We start from the raw sequence: 16,389 nt of genomic DNA on the forward strand, positions 1-16,389 counted from the left end.
GTCAGTGGGTTAACGGAAATGGCATGTTGCTGAAAAGCCCCATGCTGGTGCAACGACGGGATGGATATGAACCGTGCGGAATTATTTAATCCGCTGAAATTTAGCGATTTATTATGCAGCAAGGAATAACGGGAATCGGGAGCAGAGCGCCTGAAAGGCTGCTTGTGTAAAAATAATGTTACATTTTTGTGAGTCTGAAAATGCGTGCACATCGGCGCACGCATCGGATTCACTTATGACTGATTGGCGCTGGCGGGCAACTTTTTCAGACTTATCGCCATGCGGTTGTAGGTGTTCATCAGACCAATCGCGATGTTCAGATCGACAATCTCTTTTTCACTGAAGTGCGCTTTCAGTGCGGTATAGCGGTCGTCTGGCGCACCCTGCTGAGCAATCAGGGTCAGGCATTCAGCCCAGTACAGGGCAGCCTTCTCTTTATCACTGAACAGCGTACCGGATTCCTGCCAGACCGAGGTCAGCACGATCTTATCCCAGCCCATGCCCGACTTATTCAGTGCTTTGGTATGTAAATCAATGCAGTAGGCACAGCCATTAATCTGCGATATGCGCAGGAACAGCAGTTCCAGTAAAGTGAGCGGCAGATCGGTTTGTGCCAGATAACTGTATACGCCGCCCAGCGCTTTCATGCCTGCCGGTGCTGCACTGTGAAAATCGATACGTTCGCTCATCTTATTGCCTCATTCAGGGTTGATAAGGCGATTTTCAGCCTTTCAATGGAGCAGATAAAGTGCCAAAAAATGAGAGTCTGACTGGTCCATCGCCGCTTTCCACGCTGACACTGCAGCGCGGCGCGTCACGTGGCCTCAGTGAACAACTGCGCCAGTTGATTGAACAGGCGATTGGTGAAGGACGTTTACAACCTGGCGCACGTCTGCCTTCCTGCCGCGATCTGGCGGCTCAGCTCGGCGTGGCGCGTGGCACCGTTCGCGCCAGTTATGACATGCTGGTTGATGGTCAGTTTCTGCAGGCCAGAGGCGCAGCGGGTACTTTCGTCAGCCCATTGCCGCCGTTAAAACCGGTCAATGCCGAGGCTGAACGCCAGCTGCTGGAGGGTGCAGAGGAGTATGAAGCGCCACCGCTGACCTTCCAGATGGGCATTCCTGCCAGCGATGCATTCCCGGCCAAAGTCTGGCTGCGCATTCTGCAGCGTCAGACGCGCATGCAGGTCAGCAGACCGGCCAGCTATCCCGATCCCCGCGGCAGCTTAGCGTTGCGGCAGGCGCTGGTGGCCTACCTGGCGGTGGCACGCGGCCTGCGCTGTCAGGCGGACCAGATTATTATTACCAGCGGCTATGCTGGCGCAATGGGGCTGATTGGGCTGGCAATGAATTTTCAGGGTAAAACAGCATGGCTGGAAGATCCCGGATTCTGGGTGGCGCGTCGTGCGGTTGAAGCGCTGCGCGTCACGCCGGTTGCCGTGCCGGTTGATGCCGAAGGGTTGCAGGTTGAGGCCGGGATTGCCCGCGCTCCGGATGCCGCTTTTGCGCTGGTCACGCCGGGACAGCAGGCGCCGCTTGGTATGACGATGAGCCTGGCACGCCGGCATGCCCTGCTTAACTGGGCCAGCCGCGCGCAGCGCTGGATTATCGAAGATGACTATCTCGGCGAGCTTCAGCCCGGCAATCGCGCCGCGCCGGCACTGGCCGCGCTCGACAGCCAGGGGCGGGTGTTGCACATCGGCACGTTCAGCAAGACGCTGACGCCGCAACTGCGTCTCGGTTTTATGGTGGTGCCACCCGCGCTGACGGCCCGATTCGGTGAGGTCTGCGCGTTGCTTTCGCCTGCCTCCTCCGGATTGCTGCACAACGCGGTGGCGGAATTTCTGCGGGATGGCCACTTTATGCGGCATCTGCGGCGCATGAAGCGCGTCTATCATGAGCGGCTGGAGCAGATGATCGCGGCGCTGCATCCTCACTTTCCTGACCTGCAACGCGCCGGGCTGGCGGTGATTGTCCGTTTACCCGCCGGTTCACCGGATCAGGTGATTGCGCAGCAGGCGGTGGAGTGGGGCATGGCACCGTCGCCGCTGTCGATCTGGTATCAGCAGGCGGATCAGCGCGGTGCGGGCCTGTTGCTGGGGGCGGCCCATCTGCCACGTGAAGGTTATGCGCGCAGTGCCGAACGGCTAAAAGCGCTGGTCGATGCGTATCCTGCTGTCAGCCTCTGAACCAGCGACGCCAGACAAAACGGATAACAAAAAACTCCAGTGCGCCCAGCAGCAAAAACCAGACGCAAAACACCACCGTATAGAGCTGATTCAGGTCCTGCAAATGGAACATCTGCAACAGATGCTGCGCTACCGTCACGCTAAAGGCGGGCGCGGGCAGCAGCAGCGCCGAGAGAAAGCCCAGCAGTAAAATGCCACCAGGCACGATCAACGTTTCAAAAGGGTTATTCATAACCGGTATCCCATATTTATCAGCCCGGCATTTTCCGGTAAACGGCGACACGGTTCAATGGTGGCGCGCTGCTTCGTGCGCATCCGGCATGCTGCATGGCCAGACGAATGGTCAGAAAATGCTTTGCTACCATCGACTTAGCGCGAGTCATAGCGGATGATAAGAGTTATAGCCTTTGCTATACTTAAATCCCTGATTTTACTGTCTTTTTATCTTTGGGTTTGCATGGTAGACTGCGCCCACTTTTTCATAACTGAACACTTTGTGTGGTGAATTCAGCGTGAATTGCCGCTTTTTCGCCCCAGGTGAATAAATCATGACCTTTATTGCCACTTTAATTCTTGCGCTGGGCATGTCGATGGACGCGTTTGCTGCTGCTCTGGGCAAAGGTGCCACATTGCATCGTCCCGGTTTTAAAGAAGCGCTGCGTACCGGTCTGATTTTCGGCTCAATTGAAGCGCTGACGCCGCTGATTGGCTGGGCGCTTGGCCTGGCCGCCAGCCGTTACATCATGGCGTGGGATCACTGGGTCGCCTTCATCCTGCTGGCGTTTCTGGGTGGCCGTATGATGATGGAAGGCTTCCGTCAGACTGCTGTTGCAGAACCCTGTGAAGCCCCGCAAAGCCATGGCTTTATGGTACTGGCGACCACCGCGGTAGCGACCAGCCTGGATGCGCTGGCTGTCGGTGTGGGTCTGGCTTTCCTGCAGGTGAACATCATTACTACCGCGCTGACCATTGGTGCAGCCACTACGGTGATGGCGACGACTGGCGTATTAGTCGGGCGCTTTATTGGTCCGATCCTGGGAAAATGGGCGGAAGTGCTGGGTGGAGTAGTGCTGATTGCCGTCGGCTCCACCATTCTGTTGCAGCATCTCGGCTACACCGCGTAGGGCTTTTGCACATAAAACCGTCATTTTTGTGATCTGGTTCAAATTTATTTGCTGTTAAAACGCACAGGAGCTATACTTTTTCGGTATATGTTCAACTAAATTTGAATCAGGTGTTCCATGAAACGTATTTTTAAACACGTGTTCCGCGCTTACGTTGAGACGTTCAAACACGTACCGCCGGGTGCCATGTACTAAGCACCTCGCAAGAAACCCTCGATAATCGCGGTCAGGGATCGACCTGTGATTATCACCTTTTCTGCTTTTTCTGCCTTTGCTTCTGCTGATTTAAACCCGCGTTTTTGCACTTCGGGTGCATCCTGTTTGTTGCTACTCCTCTCCTTCTGATTTCCCGTTATGCGCCACTTTGTGCCAGAAACGGACGTTGCTGTAGCGATCTAATCTGCCCGGGAGATTTCCGGATGCCAGACAAAATGGCGGCATACCTTAAACAGGAAACAAGCACTTTTAATGGGGCACGGGATTGCCTGTGCCGAAGCTTAGATTCACGGTTAACCCTGATGATTCTTCCTGAATATTTCAGTAAACCATTCGATAAAAACCCGGACCTTAGGCGGAAGATAGCGTCGGTCAGGGTAGAGTATAGAAACCGGTTTCGTCACAGTCGCATAACCCGATAATACTTCCTTCAGCTGGCCTGTTTCGAGGCAGGGCTTTAATGCCGTATATAATGCGTGAAGCATGCCGAGGCCCGCCACGCCACAGGAAAGAAGGACGTCAGAATTGTTAACTCGTATGCTGCTTCCCGGATGCCGTGAAACAATTTCGCCATTCATGACAAATTTCCATTCCTGGATGTCCCGACTGTGTTCATTAAAAAAATAAATGGCTTTGTGATCTTTAAGGTCATCAGGCGTTAAAGGAGTGCCATATTTATCCAGATAAGAGGGTGCTGCACAGGTGACCATCTGCAGGCTGCCCATTCTGCGCGAAATAAAATTCGAATCAGCAAGCTCACCGAGACGAATAACACAGTCCACACCTTCTGTAATTAAATGGGTCAGGCGATCTGAAGCGGTTAAGACTATTTCAATTTCAGGATATAAAGCCTGAAACTCGCTTAATTGTGGGATCAGGATACTGTGCGCCAGCGCCAGTGGAACATCAATGCGCAGCTGGCCACGAGGTCGCTGATTTGAAGAGTAAGAAGCCATTATATCGCTGGCATCACTCAGCAGCGTTTTAGCCCGCTGATAAATTTCCTCCCCTTCAACGGTCACACTCAGACTGCGCGTTGTGCGGTGCAATAGCTTAACGCCAAGCTTGTCTTCCAGTTGTTGTACGGACTTACTGACCGCAGGGCGATGCAGCTGTAAGGCGTCAGCGGCCCGGGTGAAACTACGGAATTCAACGACGTGAACAAAAATATCCATCAATTCCAGCATGTTCGAGCGCATCATTTAACTCCGCAAAAAATATTCCTGCCGAAATAGTGTATTGCGGATTATATCTCATTCCGATTGTTTCTCCTGCAGTAACACTGAAGTCCTTTTACGTGGCTTTTTATGCCTCCCTGCTTTTTTTATCATCACTCTATTGGATGCATACACATGGGAAATGACAAAATGAAAGCATGGTTACTGAAAGATTTTGGACTTGAAAACTTAAAGCTTGAAGAGGTGGAAACGCCTGTACCCGGTCCGGGAGAACTTCTGGTTAAAGTTGGCGCGGTGTCTCTGAACTTCAGGGATAAGGCAATAGTAGAGGGCTTTTATGAGCCTCATCTGGTTCCAAAGCCACTGATTCCTGTCTCTGATGCCACGGGTACCGTTGTTGCCACGGGGCAGGGTGTGTCCCGTTTTAGCACGGGTGATCGCGTTAACTCGCATCTCTATTCACGCTGGTTAGAGGGTGAACCTGCGGCCGATGAGCCAGCATGGTGTATTGGAATGCCGTTACCCGGCGGGCTGGCTGAATACATGATTATTCATGAGGACAGCGCAGTTAAAGCGCCTGACAGCATGACCGATGAAGAAGCTTCTACACTTCCCATCGCTGCACTAACGGCATGGTACTCGCTAATGGATATCGGCAATCTGCAGCCCGGTCAGACCGTGCTCGTACAGGGAACCGGTGGCGTATCGGTCTTCGCTGCTCAGATAGCGCATGCCTATGGTGCACGTGTCATTGCCACCTCCAGTAACGATGCAAACCTTGAGCGCATTAAATCACTGGGAGCAGATGAAGGGATTAACTATAAAAAATACCCTGACTGGGAAAGAAAAGTGCTTGAAATGACTGATGGTAAAGGCGCTGACGTAACGATAGATGTCGCCGGGGGCAATGGCATCAATCAGTCAATTGCTGCGACAAAAGTTGCCGGTACGATTGCTCAGGTAGGATTTCTGACCGGCCAGACAGCACAACTTGATTTGATGCCGTTAATTTTCCGTCAGACAAAAATCCGGGGCATTGCGGTTGCACCACGCTCCTCGTTTGATCGGATGAATCCGTTCCTCAATAAACATAATATTAAACCCGTCATTGAACAGGTTTACAGCTTTAATGAGGCGGTTGAAGCCTTCCGGCATCTCTCCCGTGGTGCATTTGGCAAAATCGTCATCAGAATTAGCGACTGATAACGACTTTTTATTCCTCAATTCTGGCAGTTTTTACTGACTGCCAGATAATTTTGGATCCCAATCTCACCGCGTTAAACCCCTTCTCAAAGCGTGCTTATATTCCTTCTGCACATCGTCAAAAGAGCCGCTTTTCGTATCACCACGACCGGCAGCGGTGAATTACTTTTGCGGGTGGATAAGCCGAAAAGTACGGACAATTTTCGCCCGGCAAAAACGCTCCTGTCTTAAATCGCATCGGCCACAAATTCAATAAATGTCCGTACTTTCGAATTCAGTGCCGAACGTTCGGTGACACAGGCATAGATATTCATCGGCAGGGACTCAATGGTGCTCTCGCCACTGTGACCTGACCAGGACAAAGGCCTTAACAGACCGCTGTCTATCAGTGGCTGAGCTACAAAGCTTGCCAAACGGGCAATGCCGCCGCCGTTTACGGCTATTCTGGCGATGATATCAATATCATCGCTGATAAAACTGGGGTTGAGTTTTGCATTAACAGGCTGTCCGTTGACCATAAACGTCCATGGCAGAAACCGTCTGTCGGTGGGATAGCGGAAAACCAGGCAGGCGTGCTGGCTAAGTTCTCCAGGCGTCTGAGGCGTGCCAGCGCGTTCAAGGTAAGCCGGAGCCGCACAGAATATAAAGGGTAGCGATGCAATTTTTCTGGCGATCAGTTGATCATTCAGCTGTGCTTCGATGCGGATACTGACATCGACGCCTTCCAGGCGATGATCGACGTTGCGATCGGTACTGATCAGTTCAATATCTATATCGGGGAAAGACGCTTTGAAAGCGGGCATAAGGGGAGCCAGAACGTACCGACCAAACGCGGCTGTTGTGGCGATACAAAGTGGGCCCTGCGGTTTGGTTTCATTCGCAGCAGCCTGCGAGGCGAGTTCGATATCATGTGGGATGTGACGGACTTTCTCGAAATAGCGTTTACCGTTTTCCGTTAAGGTCATGCTGCGGGTGGTGCGCGATAGCAGTCGCACGCCCAGATGCGCTTCAAGACGCGAAAGACTCTGGCTGACTGCTGCCGGACTCATACCTTTAGCGCGTGCCGCCGCTGCAATACTGCCGTTTTCCACCACGCGGATAAAAGTGCTAATCAGCCCTAAAATGTCCATCGTATCCTCAACCGTTAATTCGTCACTTTTACTTAATAATGATTAAAGCATAACCGCTCTACAACCCCCCGCATAAGCTTGTTAAGTTAGCCGCAGTCTTATCTACTTTTGTTAAACAGGATATTCAGATGACTGATGCTGCAACAAAAAAAACCTTACGAACCCGCTTGCCGGTGCGCACGACACCGTACATATTTGCGCTTTATATGGCGATCATCATGGCGTTCCTGATGAGTCTGGTCATCACGTTAGCCGAATTCGGAATGGGGCCTCATTACATGACAAATGTGATGAATGCTTACCGGGTCGCCATGCCAGCGGCTTTCTTTTGCATACTGGTTGTCCGTCCTGTTGTTATCCGGCTCGTAGGATTGACCGTTCACGGTCACTGAGACAGTCAGCATGCCCAAAATGGGCGGACAGGTAGGGTTTAGCCCGCTTCTCGCTCATCGCGGCAGGCTGCTTCTGCACCAGAATGGAGGCGGGTGGCAAATCTCCAGCATTTCAGATGCAGGGTGAGGGCGGGCAGGTCGTCCGGATACTGACCGGTATCAGGATGAAAGATACCGAAGAGCCGGGCGTACGATATGCAGCAGGTAAAGCTCACAGATGAAGATGGCGATGACAGCGCTTCACTGGCCGTGCGGAAATTTTTACGCAATGTGACCTTACTGGCTCTGTTTATTGTTAAGCATCAACGTTAAATCGGCACCGTCATTATGACGGGGCTGGCCTGCTCCTCTTCGCACACAGCGGAGCCTGAAGCACTTCCTGAGCAGTCAAAATAAAACAGCCATTCAGCCATCTGAGCGTTTAAATGGTTAAAATAAATAAACATATACATTGCTAAATTATTATCGCTATGTCTTAATGCGTCATCGGTTTGGAACACAGACCTTATGAAAGCAGTTTTAGTAAAGTAGTCCTCAGTTCAAGTGTTATCCACAGATATCCTTCTTCGAGAGCCTCCTCCTAAGTGCCCAATAAGTAAATCTCTAACTACAGGCCATCTTCGCCGCTCTTAGTGGCTAATCGATTAAGGAAATATCTATGTCTAACAAAATGACTGGTTTAGTAAAATGGTTTAACTCAGATAAAGGTTTTGGCTTTATCACTCCCGATGATGGCAGCAAAGATGTATTCGTGCATTTCTCTGCTATCCAGGGTGATAACTACAAAACGCTTGATGAAGGTCAGAAAGTCTCCTTCACCATTGAAAATGGCGCCAAAGGCCCTGCAGCTGGCAACGTCACAGCGCAGTAAGCCGCGCTCATTATCAGCGATGCTTACAATAGCGATGAAGACATAAGTCTGAGCAGATAAGCTCTGCTGATAATAAAAGAAACCCGCCCAGTGCGGGTTTTTTATTGCCTGAAATTCGTATTATCTCTGGTCCGTTGACCTGCTCCACGTTTATCAGGCTACCCCGATGTTAATCCTCTCTTCATAAGCCCTGCCCGTGATGAAATGTTACGTTAAGCCATCGGGCAAAAGCCATAACGCGCCTTTTGAAATCAGCGATGCTCCCCTGAGGTGTATTACTGATTACCAGCAAGTAATCCATTTCTTTTGCTAACGCTGGATATCGGGCATTGAATGTAAAGCGATACTCCTCGAGTGTTTCAGGCCACTGTTTGTCATGTTCACTGCGAAGAATATTGGTTGCTCTGATTGCCTTTCGTGCAGCAGCACGCTGTAGCTGCAACTTTTTATTTTCGTCAGCAGATAACTGCATTTGAGTTATTAATTTTTCCAGCACCGGCAGGAAGTCGCCATTCACTGCTACCGCGATTTCTTTTGAAGGTTTAAATGACTGGAATCGTTGACTCAGGTCCTCTCCGTAAACGCAGACACAGTGATGTTTGAGCCAGTATCCCCAGCTAAGCAGATTATCCGGATGCACTACCTGTTGTAACAGGCCACAATCAAAATCGATTTTACTGACAACAGGATTATTTTTTTCAAGTTTGCGCTGTATTTCAGTAAGTTGCACTTTAGCCACTTCGCCGGGATCAACGCTAAATATGACTGTCATATCCAGATCGGACTTCCCGATTTTTGCCCGGCCTTCAGCCACACTGCCATACAAATAAAGGCTATGTATAAGCTCAGGAAAACTTTGGATTAGCATTGCCTCGACCTGTGCAACAATATTCCGGAACTCTGGCTGCAATTTATTGGTTTCTGGCAGGGCAATAAAACCGTTGTGATCGATTGCCATCCTTTCTCCCTTTTAATGGCGTCATTCACCGGATTAATTATATCTCTTATGTCCGCTTCTCGCTCACAACGTACACACATCATTCACTGCCGTCATTGCCTTCCCGCTTACACCAGACAGATCTCCCGCCAGAGTTCATCACCCGCAATGCCAGCGTCTTCTTAGGCGAAACCCCATACTTTTTCACACCATCACGCGGATAACCCGCCTGCTGTCTGATCCCGACCTACACTGAATTATTCTCCCCAAACCAGGAGCAGCGGATGATCCAGAAGCATCGACGAAAACAGGCAGCGATTGTGGCAGGTGTTGGATTGGGTGTGGCGGCCACGTTATGGGGCATGAAACGCTGGCGGCAACTTAAGGAGACGCCGCCGGTGTCGCCGAACAGTCATCACGCCGGTCTGGCCGGTTATTATCAGCAGATTGGTGACTGGCGCATGTTTACCCGCGTTACGCCCAATGAGGATCAGGGACTGCCGGTCGTGTTAATCCACGGTCTGGTGATGTCGGGCCGGGCGATGGAGCCACTGGCGCTGGCGCTGGGGCGCGACTATCACGTGCTGGTGCCGGATCTGCCCGGTTTTGGCGCCAGCACACTGCCCCCTTCTTCGCCGATCATGTCGGTGGATCAGCTGGCGGATGCGCTGTGGCTGTGGTTACAGCATAACGGTTTCCAGCGCGCTATCTGGGTCGGCAATTCGTTTGGCTGCCAGATTCTGGCCGCGCTGGCGGTGAAACATCCACAGGCTGTGGCGGGACTGGTGCTGCAGGGGCCGACGGTCGATCGTCATGCCCGCAGTCTGCCGCGTCAGCTCTGGCGCGACTGGCGTAATGGCCGGCTGGAATCCCGTCGTCCACCGGGGCCACTGGCCCGAATCGATTACGCCAAAGCGGGCCTGCGGCGCGCCTTCGGTACCCTGCGCGCCATGATGCGCGACCGCATTGAGCATCGCCTTACTTACATTAACGCACCCACGTTGCTGCTGCGGGGCTCGCGCGATCCCGTCTGTCCGGCCCGCTGGCTGGATGAACTCGCCGCCCTGATGCCGCGCAGCGAAAGACTGACATTACGCGACGGGACGCACACATTGCACTACGTCTACCCGTGGAGTTTCTGTCACGCCATCCGCCCGTTCCTGGCACGTATCCAGCAGGAGGATCAACATGAGTAAACCACCAAGAGGGATTGCCCGCTTTGACTCTGCTGCCGCCATGCTGCTTGCGCTGGCCAATGCGCTGCACGACCGCCCCTTTGCCAGCCCCAGCCAGTCACCGACGCTGGATCGCCTGTTGCCCTCACTGAACCGGCTGCCGACCGGACTGCGTGAGTGGGGCTATGCGCTGGGCGGCATGGCAGAAGGCATCAGCCTGCGTCAGGCGGGTGAACTGGATGTGGAAGGGATCGCCGAATGGATGGTGAGTGAATACCCGCAACAGGATTATCCGGCGGCCTTTATCGGTTCATCGAACGGCGCGCTGGTGCATCTGGCGTCAGCGATGAGCGTGCCCTGGCTGCCGCAAACCTTTCTCTGTCCGGTGCGCGCGGCCAATAGCGATCCCGATGATGTACAGGCGAGTTTTGAGCAGGGTAAAGAGGTGGCGGCGGCACTGCTGGCCGCCTGGCCGCGTCTTGCGGTTCACCATATGCATGACCCGAATCAGGATCGGTTGATGCTCGATCAGATGCGCTACTTCCGGCTAAAACTGCGCGAGCTGCCGCTGGCCTTCAACGAATTCCTGATGGGAAGTCTGCCCGCCGGATCAACGCTGTTTATCAATCATTGTACCCGACAGTGGCCGGTAACCCGCACCAGCGATCGCTCGTTTTTCCAGTTTGGTGCGCTCGGCGGCGCAACCGAAAAAGAGTACTTACAGGGCGGCCCGCGGGTGGCGGAATATCTGGCACGCTATGGCATCGATCGCGAGCGCTGGACGCCGCCGGCCATTACTGACCACGTGCCGGAAGCGGAGTGGGGACTGGATGGTTATCTGATTTCGCCGCTGAAAAAACTGGCGGAAGCTCAGAACTGGAAGCTGATGGAGATTCGTTATGAAGATCCGGAGGCGATGAGCTATGTGGTGGCAGAGATCTACCGCGACTGGTATCTGGCGGCGGGAATTTTACCGACCCGGCTGACGGTGGACAGCTTCCTGCTGATGGACCCGTGGTGCAGCATGCATCAGCACGCCATCCCGTTCTGGCTGGTCTTTTGCACCGAGCCTTCGGCCGCGGCCCTGCAACGCTTCCTGGAAAAACAGCCGCCGTTCCGCAACATCGACATGATGCTCTTTTCTCACGGCACCGACAGCATCGGGCTGGCGGAGATTGACCGCTGGCGGGCGCTGCTCTCCCATGCACGTGATGAAGGCGTATTGATTGGCGTGGATGAGGAACGTTTCCCGCGTGATTTCGCGACGTTTGCCCGCTTCGACTCGGCGCTGCGTGAACGGGCACCGCTGTTGCCACCACCACCCGCGCTGAGCGCGGAGAAGGTGATGACGGGTATTCAGCGTTATGGTGCAAAACATGGGGTCACCCTGACGGCGCTGACGTAGCAGTCGCGCCGTCAGTCGTGATTATTCGCCGTCGGTGATCGGCTGGCGCACCAGCAGCAGGTAGGCGAGTGCGCCAACCAGCGTCACGCAGGCACAAATCATCAGCGCCATGCTGAACGATTTGGTGGTGTCGAGCACCCAGCCGGTGATGACCGGCGCAAACGAGGCGAAGATAAAGCTGGCGAAGTTCTGGATGCTGCCGACAGACGCTGTCATACGGGCGGTGACGTTGGCGTGGATCAATCCCCAGCACGACGTTCCGGCAAAGTGGATACAGAACAGCGCCATCCCAATCAGCGTTACGGCGCTGGTGGTGTCGGTCGCGCGGGTCACCACGGCGGTAAAGCCGGCGGACAGCAGCATCCCGCTGACGATGCAGACTTTGCGGGTTTTCACCGCGTTAAAGCCGCGACGTACCAGCGAGTCGACCACATAGCCATTCAGCAGCATGCCCGCCGCACCGAACAGGAACGGAATTGCTGCCAGCAGGCCGGTACTTTTAAGGTCGAGATGATAGGTCGACTGCAGATAGCCCGGCAGCCACGCGATATAGAGCCAGGCGGTGTAGTTGATGCCGCTGAAGCCAATCATCATTCCCCACATGGTGCGCTGCTTAAACAGGCCGCGCCACTCTTTGAAGCTGATCGGCTCTTTACGCGAGGCGACGCTGCCCGCCTGCAGATAGTGGATCTCTTCAGCGCTCAGGGTGTTGTTGTCGCGGTCGCGGTAGATCATATACCAGCCGATAGCGAGGAACATGCCGAGGATACCGATCGTGACAAACATGCCACGCCAGCCCATCACCAGCATCATCGCCGCCAGAATCGGCGGAGCCACCGACAGTCCAATCATCGAAGCCGCATTGAACATCCCCATCGGCATGCCGCGATCTTTAATGTTGAACCAGTCGTTGATTACCTTCACGCCGCACGGGTTCATCGGCGCTTCGCCAATGCCGAGGCCGATGCGCACCAGGATGAACTGGGTAAAGTTATGCACCAGGCCAGAGGCGGCCTGGAACAGCGACCAGATAAACATGCCAATGCCGAGCATAATGCGCGGCCCTTTACGATCCAGCAGCGCGCCGCACGGCAGTTGCGCCAGGCCATAAGCCAGCGAAAAGGCGGAGAGCAGGAAGCCGATTTCGGTGGCGCTCAGCCCCATCTCCTCGCGGATGGTCATATTCGCGACCGACAGCGAGCTGCGATCCAGATAGTTGATGATGGCGGCGAACAGCAACAGCAGCATCGCCGTGATCTGAATCTTGCGGATACGCGGTGAACGCACCACGTCGCTGCGCATCGGCACGAAATCCTGGTCTGATGGCGTGTCGCCAGCTGCGCTGTCGCGGCCGGTTACTGAAGTCTTTTCCATTGCACTCTCCCGAAACTGGGTACTTATCGTTATGGTGAGAAGGGGTCTGCGCGCAGCGGCAAAAGGCCGCCGTGACGTTGCAGTCGAGACTAAGAGCAAAGGGTTAAGGATGTTGCAAAGATGTTTCTGAATCGTGCGGGAGCTAATGCTTTGTGGTTTTTAATCGGTTTTTAATTGTACTGACCGATTGAGCGCACCATCGAGGTTTTAGCGGTCGCCAGATGGTTATGTAATGCACAGAGGGCGTCGACATCCTGACGGCCAATCAGCGCGGTCAGAATCGCCATATGCTCCTCCAGCGCCACAATATTTCGCTGCTTGAGGTCGCTCTCGTCCCACTGATAATGCGAGTGAAAGATCACCGAGATAATCTCCAGCGACTGATTGAAAAATGGGTTGTTGGCGGCGGATAAAATCAGCGAATGCATCTGACGATCCAGCGCGGCAAAGTGGCGATAGTTGCTGGCGATGGTGTCGCGCATCGATCGGTGACGATCCAGCAGATCCCGCGCCTGAACCCAGCGCTCGTCGCCTGCGGGCAGATTCAGGAAGCGGCTGAGGGCGTGGGTTTCCAGCATCTCGCGCAGTTCAAACAGCTTCTCGGCGTAATCTTGGGTGAATTTTTTCATCCGCCACTGGCCACGTCTGACCGGCTCCAGCAGGTCATAGCGCATAAAGCGCAGCAGGAATTCGCGCACCACCACCGGACTGACTTTCACCTGCTGCGCCAGTTGCAGCTCGCTGAAGGTATCGCCGGGCACCAGCTGCCGCTGATTAATCATATTAAAAAACATCTGCTCAAAGTGGCTGGCCTGCTGCTCAATCGGCGGCGTTAACGCGCTAAAACCGTCATCTTCGCGCGGATCGCGCACGATAACCCAGGTTTGATCCACCTTATCCAGCACGCCGCACTGATGCAGATAGTGCAGGGTGTGGCGCACCGTAGTCCGGCTGATATTAAACATTTCCGCCAGTGCCGCCTGGGGCGGCAGCGGTGAACGAATGTGGTGCTGAGCGATGCTTTCCAGCATCTGGTTGATGACGTTCTGGCGCAAATTCTGGCTGCGGCTCATCTCACTCTCCGGTTTTTTATGCATTAAAAACCATTCAAAGCCCAAAAAAATCGCGGTGCTTCACACTTCCCGTAAACGAACACCGCAGCGCGTGCAGGATTCGCCATAACTGCCTGCAGGACAACCGGAGAATCACCATGACAACAATGAAAGCACTGGTCATCGCTGAACCACGTAAGATGGTATGGGCCACCCGCGATATCCCCACGCCCGCCGCTGGCGAGGTACTGATTAAAATCCTTACCGCGGGAATCTGCGGCACCGACATCCACGCCTGGTCCGGTAATCAGCCATTCTTCAGCTATCCACGGGTGCTGGGCCATGAAATCTGTGCCGAAGTCGTGGCGCCGGGAAGTGGTGCGGAGAGCTTTCAGCTGGGCCAGCGGGTGGCGTTAATGCCCTACATCTCCTGCCTGCGCTGTGACGCCTGCCAGAGCGGCAAGACCAACTGCTGTGAGCAGATTTCAGTGATTGGTGTGCATCAGGATGGCGGGTTCTGCGACTACTTAAGCGTGCCAGTCAGCACGCTGCTGGTGGTGGATGATGTCGCGCCGGAAGCGGCTGCGCTGATTGAGCCGTTTGCCATCAGCGCCCATGCAGTGCGTCGTGCCGCAATTGTGGCGGATGAGCAGGTGCTGGTGGTGGGAGCCGGGCCGATTGGGCTGGGTGTTGCCGCTATCGCCGCCGCCAGCGGCGCGCAGGTGGTGGTCGCGGATACCAGCGAATTTCGTCGCCAGCATGTTGCTGACCAGCTCGGCCTGGCGGCACTGAATCCGGCTGATGAAGCGTTTTACAGCGCGCTGCGCGAGGAGTTTGGTGGCCGTCTGGCGCTGAAGGTGATCGACGCCACCGGCAGCCCGGCGGCGATGAACAATGCGGTCAACCTGATGCGACACGGCGGCACTATCGTTTATGTCGGCCTGCACAAAGGCGATCTGGTGATCCCGGACAGTGAATTCCATAAAAAAGAGACCACCCTGATGGGCAGCCGCAACGCCACCCGTGAAGATTTCGATCGGGTGCGTGCGCTGATGGCCAGCGGCCAGCTGCGCGCCGAAATGATGCTGAATCACCATCTGGCCTTCTCCACGCTGGATGAAACCTTTGAGGCGCAAATCATCAACAACCGCGAGCTGATCAAAGGCGTGATTCATTTCGACCGGTAACGCGGCCAGTCGGTTCGCGTGGTTCAGGGCGCGGTGAGAGTCTGAAAGAAGTGCGCCCGCACCGCGTCAGCATCCACGCCAAGTGCGATACGCTGGGCGGTCAGGCCGTTAAAGGGATCCTGGCGGGATGCCAGCGCGCTCAGCTTACGCACCGTCTGACCGCAGGCGATGCCCTCCGTGATCACCCGCAGCGGGCTTTCGGTCAGGGTAAACGCCTGTGGCAGAGTGAGCCACGCCACCGCCAGGGTGTCGTGCAGCGCCATACCCTCGAACCCCTCTTTCTCCAGGCTGTAAGCCAGGTAAGGGCGACAGATCGCACTCAGCACCGGCTGATTCAGACGCTGAACCTCATCGCCGCTGATCAGCACTTTGTGTGTGACATCCAGCGGGATCACCACCACATTCAGTGCCGAGGCGAGCACCTGATCGGCAGCATGCGGATCTTTCCAGATATTAAATTCGCTGAAGGGCGTCACGTTGCCACTGTGCCCGTCGGTGCCAAATGCGCCACCCATGATCACCAGCTCTTTCACCAGCGGAATAATATCCGGCGCCTGATTAATGGCCGTGGCGATATTGGTCAGCGGACCAATCGCCACCAGGGTGATCTGATGCGGCTGCGCCCGCACGCTGTCGATAATAAACTGCACCGCGCCCGGCGCCTGTTCGCTGCACGCATTATCAAACGCATCGCCCAGCCCATCTTCACCGTGCAGTCTGGCAGGCGCAGAGGGTGGCAGCGCCAGCGGTCGTGAACAGCCGCGATAGACCTCCGCGTTAATCGCCATTTTCCCGCAAAACAGTCGGGCGTTTTTCACCGCCTGACCCACTGCCACGTTGCCGAAGACCGTGGTAATCCCCAGCAGATGCTGCGTCCGCGCCGCATAGGCCAGCGCAAAGGCGTCATCCACGCCGATATCGGTATCAAAAATCAGGGTACGCATAGGGTCTCCGCAA

The 16,389-nt window shown here is 54.6% G+C and carries 17 protein-coding genes; 9 read left to right on the forward strand and 8 right to left on the reverse strand.

The annotated features are described in order from the left end of the window. Window positions 1-233: 233 nt before the first annotated feature. On the reverse strand, window positions 234-689 hold the full coding sequence (locus tag OK409_RS15055) for a carboxymuconolactone decarboxylase family protein (RefSeq protein ID WP_111534764.1): 456 nt from the start codon (window positions 687-689) through the stop codon (window positions 234-236). A gap of 59 nt (window positions 690-748) precedes the next feature. On the opposite strand from OK409_RS15055, the gene OK409_RS15060 reads away from it, so the two are divergent. Continuing rightward, on the forward strand, window positions 749-2,188 hold the full coding sequence (locus tag OK409_RS15060) for a PLP-dependent aminotransferase family protein (protein ID WP_264367188.1): 1,440 nt from the start codon (window positions 749-751) through the stop codon (window positions 2,186-2,188). Here OK409_RS15060 and OK409_RS15065 read toward each other — a convergent pair. Continuing rightward, window positions 2,178-2,420, reverse strand: coding sequence for a DUF1158 domain-containing protein (locus OK409_RS15065; RefSeq protein WP_010253517.1), 243 nt, complete (start codon window positions 2,418-2,420; stop codon window positions 2,178-2,180). The two genes, OK409_RS15060 and OK409_RS15065, sit on opposite strands and share 11 nt — an antisense overlap. Before the next feature lie 316 nt (window positions 2,421-2,736). On the opposite strand from OK409_RS15065, the gene mntP reads away from it, so the two are divergent. Next, a complete protein-coding gene (gene mntP, locus OK409_RS15070; protein WP_010253515.1) occupies window positions 2,737-3,312 on the forward strand; it encodes a manganese efflux pump MntP in 576 nt (191 codons plus the stop codon). 117 nt (window positions 3,313-3,429) lie between these two features. Further along, a complete protein-coding gene (gene azuC / locus OK409_RS22555) occupies window positions 3,430-3,507 on the forward strand; it encodes a stress response protein AzuC (RefSeq protein WP_111534772.1) in 78 nt (25 codons plus the stop codon). Between the two features lie 314 nt (window positions 3,508-3,821). On the opposite strand, the gene OK409_RS15075 is transcribed toward azuC, so the two are convergent. Next, window positions 3,822-4,727, reverse strand: a complete 906-nt coding sequence (locus OK409_RS15075; RefSeq protein WP_033781012.1) for a LysR family transcriptional regulator — start codon at window positions 4,725-4,727, stop codon at window positions 3,822-3,824. Window positions 4,728-4,895: 168 nt separating this feature from the next. Between OK409_RS15075 and OK409_RS15080 the strand changes: the two genes are divergently transcribed. Next, complete coding sequence (locus OK409_RS15080) at window positions 4,896-5,909, forward strand: zinc-dependent alcohol dehydrogenase family protein (protein WP_083070522.1); 1,014 nt, start codon at window positions 4,896-4,898, stop codon at window positions 5,907-5,909. Window positions 5,910-6,136: 227 nt separating this feature from the next. On the opposite strand, the gene OK409_RS15085 is transcribed toward OK409_RS15080, so the two are convergent. Then, window positions 6,137-7,039 carry a LysR family transcriptional regulator gene (locus OK409_RS15085; RefSeq protein WP_264367189.1) on the reverse strand — a complete coding sequence of 301 codons (903 nt, stop codon included), beginning with the start codon at window positions 7,037-7,039 and terminating at the stop codon, window positions 6,137-6,139. A 128-nt stretch (window positions 7,040-7,167) separates the two neighbouring features. Here OK409_RS15085 and OK409_RS15090 point away from each other — a divergent pair, with 128 nt between their 5' ends. Both OK409_RS15090 and cspA read left to right on the forward strand, forming a co-directional pair. After that, complete coding sequence (locus OK409_RS15090) at window positions 7,168-7,431, forward strand: DUF2798 domain-containing protein (protein WP_010253502.1); 264 nt, start codon at window positions 7,168-7,170, stop codon at window positions 7,429-7,431. A 658-nt stretch (window positions 7,432-8,089) separates the two neighbouring features. Next, on the forward strand, window positions 8,090-8,302 hold the full coding sequence (gene cspA / locus OK409_RS15095) for an RNA chaperone/antiterminator CspA (protein WP_010671477.1): 213 nt from the start codon (window positions 8,090-8,092) through the stop codon (window positions 8,300-8,302). 181 nt (window positions 8,303-8,483) lie between these two features. On the opposite strand, the gene OK409_RS15100 is transcribed toward cspA, so the two are convergent. Continuing rightward, entirely contained in the window at window positions 8,484-9,260 is a 777-nt protein-coding gene (locus OK409_RS15100) for a nucleotidyltransferase domain-containing protein (RefSeq protein WP_264367190.1), read from the reverse strand. A gap of 263 nt (window positions 9,261-9,523) precedes the next feature. Between OK409_RS15100 and OK409_RS15105 the strand changes: the two genes are divergently transcribed. Both OK409_RS15105 and OK409_RS15110 read left to right on the forward strand, forming a co-directional pair. Then, window positions 9,524-10,435, forward strand: a complete 912-nt coding sequence (locus OK409_RS15105; RefSeq protein WP_223564612.1) for an alpha/beta fold hydrolase — start codon at window positions 9,524-9,526, stop codon at window positions 10,433-10,435. Next, window positions 10,428-11,819, forward strand: a complete 1,392-nt coding sequence (locus OK409_RS15110; RefSeq protein WP_264367191.1) for a hypothetical protein — start codon at window positions 10,428-10,430, stop codon at window positions 11,817-11,819. The genes OK409_RS15105 and OK409_RS15110 overlap by 8 nt, the downstream gene beginning before the upstream one ends. 21 nt (window positions 11,820-11,840) lie before the next feature. On the opposite strand, the gene OK409_RS15115 is transcribed toward OK409_RS15110, so the two are convergent. Both OK409_RS15115 and OK409_RS15120 read right to left on the reverse strand, forming a co-directional pair. Then, window positions 11,841-13,193, reverse strand: a complete 1,353-nt coding sequence (locus tag OK409_RS15115) for an MFS transporter (RefSeq protein WP_010671480.1) — start codon at window positions 13,191-13,193, stop codon at window positions 11,841-11,843. A 170-nt stretch (window positions 13,194-13,363) separates the two neighbouring features. Continuing rightward, complete coding sequence (locus OK409_RS15120) at window positions 13,364-14,266, reverse strand: GntR family transcriptional regulator (protein WP_010671481.1); 903 nt, start codon at window positions 14,264-14,266, stop codon at window positions 13,364-13,366. A 137-nt stretch (window positions 14,267-14,403) separates the two neighbouring features. Between OK409_RS15120 and OK409_RS15125 the strand changes: the two genes are divergently transcribed. After that, window positions 14,404-15,432, forward strand: a complete 1,029-nt coding sequence (locus OK409_RS15125) for a zinc-binding alcohol dehydrogenase family protein (RefSeq protein ID WP_264367192.1) — start codon at window positions 14,404-14,406, stop codon at window positions 15,430-15,432. Window positions 15,433-15,455: 23 nt separating this feature from the next. Here OK409_RS15125 and OK409_RS15130 read toward each other — a convergent pair whose 3' ends face one another. Further along, window positions 15,456-16,376: a nucleoside hydrolase gene (locus tag OK409_RS15130; protein WP_061704380.1), complete on the reverse strand. Its 921-nt coding sequence runs from the start codon at window positions 16,374-16,376 to the stop codon at window positions 15,456-15,458. Between the last annotated feature and the right edge of the window lie 13 nt (window positions 16,377-16,389).

Origin of the sequence: Pantoea sp. RG18, from assembly GCF_025910075.1 — a bacterium.
GTDB lineage: Bacteria > Pseudomonadota > Gammaproteobacteria > Enterobacterales > Enterobacteriaceae > Pantoea > Pantoea agglomerans.

Coding starts and splice junctions, on each gene's coding strand:
- OK409_RS15055 (WP_111534764.1), bottom strand. CDS start 689: ATGAGCGAACGTATCGATTTTCACAGTGCAGCACCGGCAGGCATGAAA.
- OK409_RS15065 (WP_010253517.1), bottom strand. CDS start 2,420: ATGAATAACCCTTTTGAAACGTTGATCGTGCCTGGTGGCATTTTACTG.
- mntP (WP_010253515.1), top strand. CDS start 2,737: ATGACCTTTATTGCCACTTTAATTCTTGCGCTGGGCATGTCGATGGAC.
- azuC (WP_111534772.1), top strand. CDS start 3,430: ATGAAACGTATTTTTAAACACGTGTTCCGCGCTTACGTTGAGACGTTC.
- OK409_RS15075 (WP_033781012.1), bottom strand. CDS start 4,727: ATGCGCTCGAACATGCTGGAATTGATGGATATTTTTGTTCACGTCGTT.
- OK409_RS15080 (WP_083070522.1), top strand. CDS start 4,896: ATGAAAGCATGGTTACTGAAAGATTTTGGACTTGAAAACTTAAAGCTT.
- OK409_RS15085 (WP_264367189.1), bottom strand. CDS start 7,039: ATGGACATTTTAGGGCTGATTAGCACTTTTATCCGCGTGGTGGAAAAC.
- OK409_RS15090 (WP_010253502.1), top strand. CDS start 7,168: ATGACTGATGCTGCAACAAAAAAAACCTTACGAACCCGCTTGCCGGTG.
- cspA (WP_010671477.1), top strand. CDS start 8,090: ATGTCTAACAAAATGACTGGTTTAGTAAAATGGTTTAACTCAGATAAA.
- OK409_RS15100 (WP_264367190.1), bottom strand. CDS start 9,260: ATGGCAATCGATCACAACGGTTTTATTGCCCTGCCAGAAACCAATAAA.
- OK409_RS15105 (WP_223564612.1), top strand. CDS start 9,524: ATGATCCAGAAGCATCGACGAAAACAGGCAGCGATTGTGGCAGGTGTT.
- OK409_RS15110 (WP_264367191.1), top strand. CDS start 10,428: ATGAGTAAACCACCAAGAGGGATTGCCCGCTTTGACTCTGCTGCCGCC.
- OK409_RS15115 (WP_010671480.1), bottom strand. CDS start 13,193: ATGGAAAAGACTTCAGTAACCGGCCGCGACAGCGCAGCTGGCGACACG.
- OK409_RS15120 (WP_010671481.1), bottom strand. CDS start 14,266: ATGAGCCGCAGCCAGAATTTGCGCCAGAACGTCATCAACCAGATGCTG.
- OK409_RS15125 (WP_264367192.1), top strand. CDS start 14,404: ATGACAACAATGAAAGCACTGGTCATCGCTGAACCACGTAAGATGGTA.
- OK409_RS15130 (WP_061704380.1), bottom strand. CDS start 16,376: ATGCGTACCCTGATTTTTGATACCGATATCGGCGTGGATGACGCCTTT.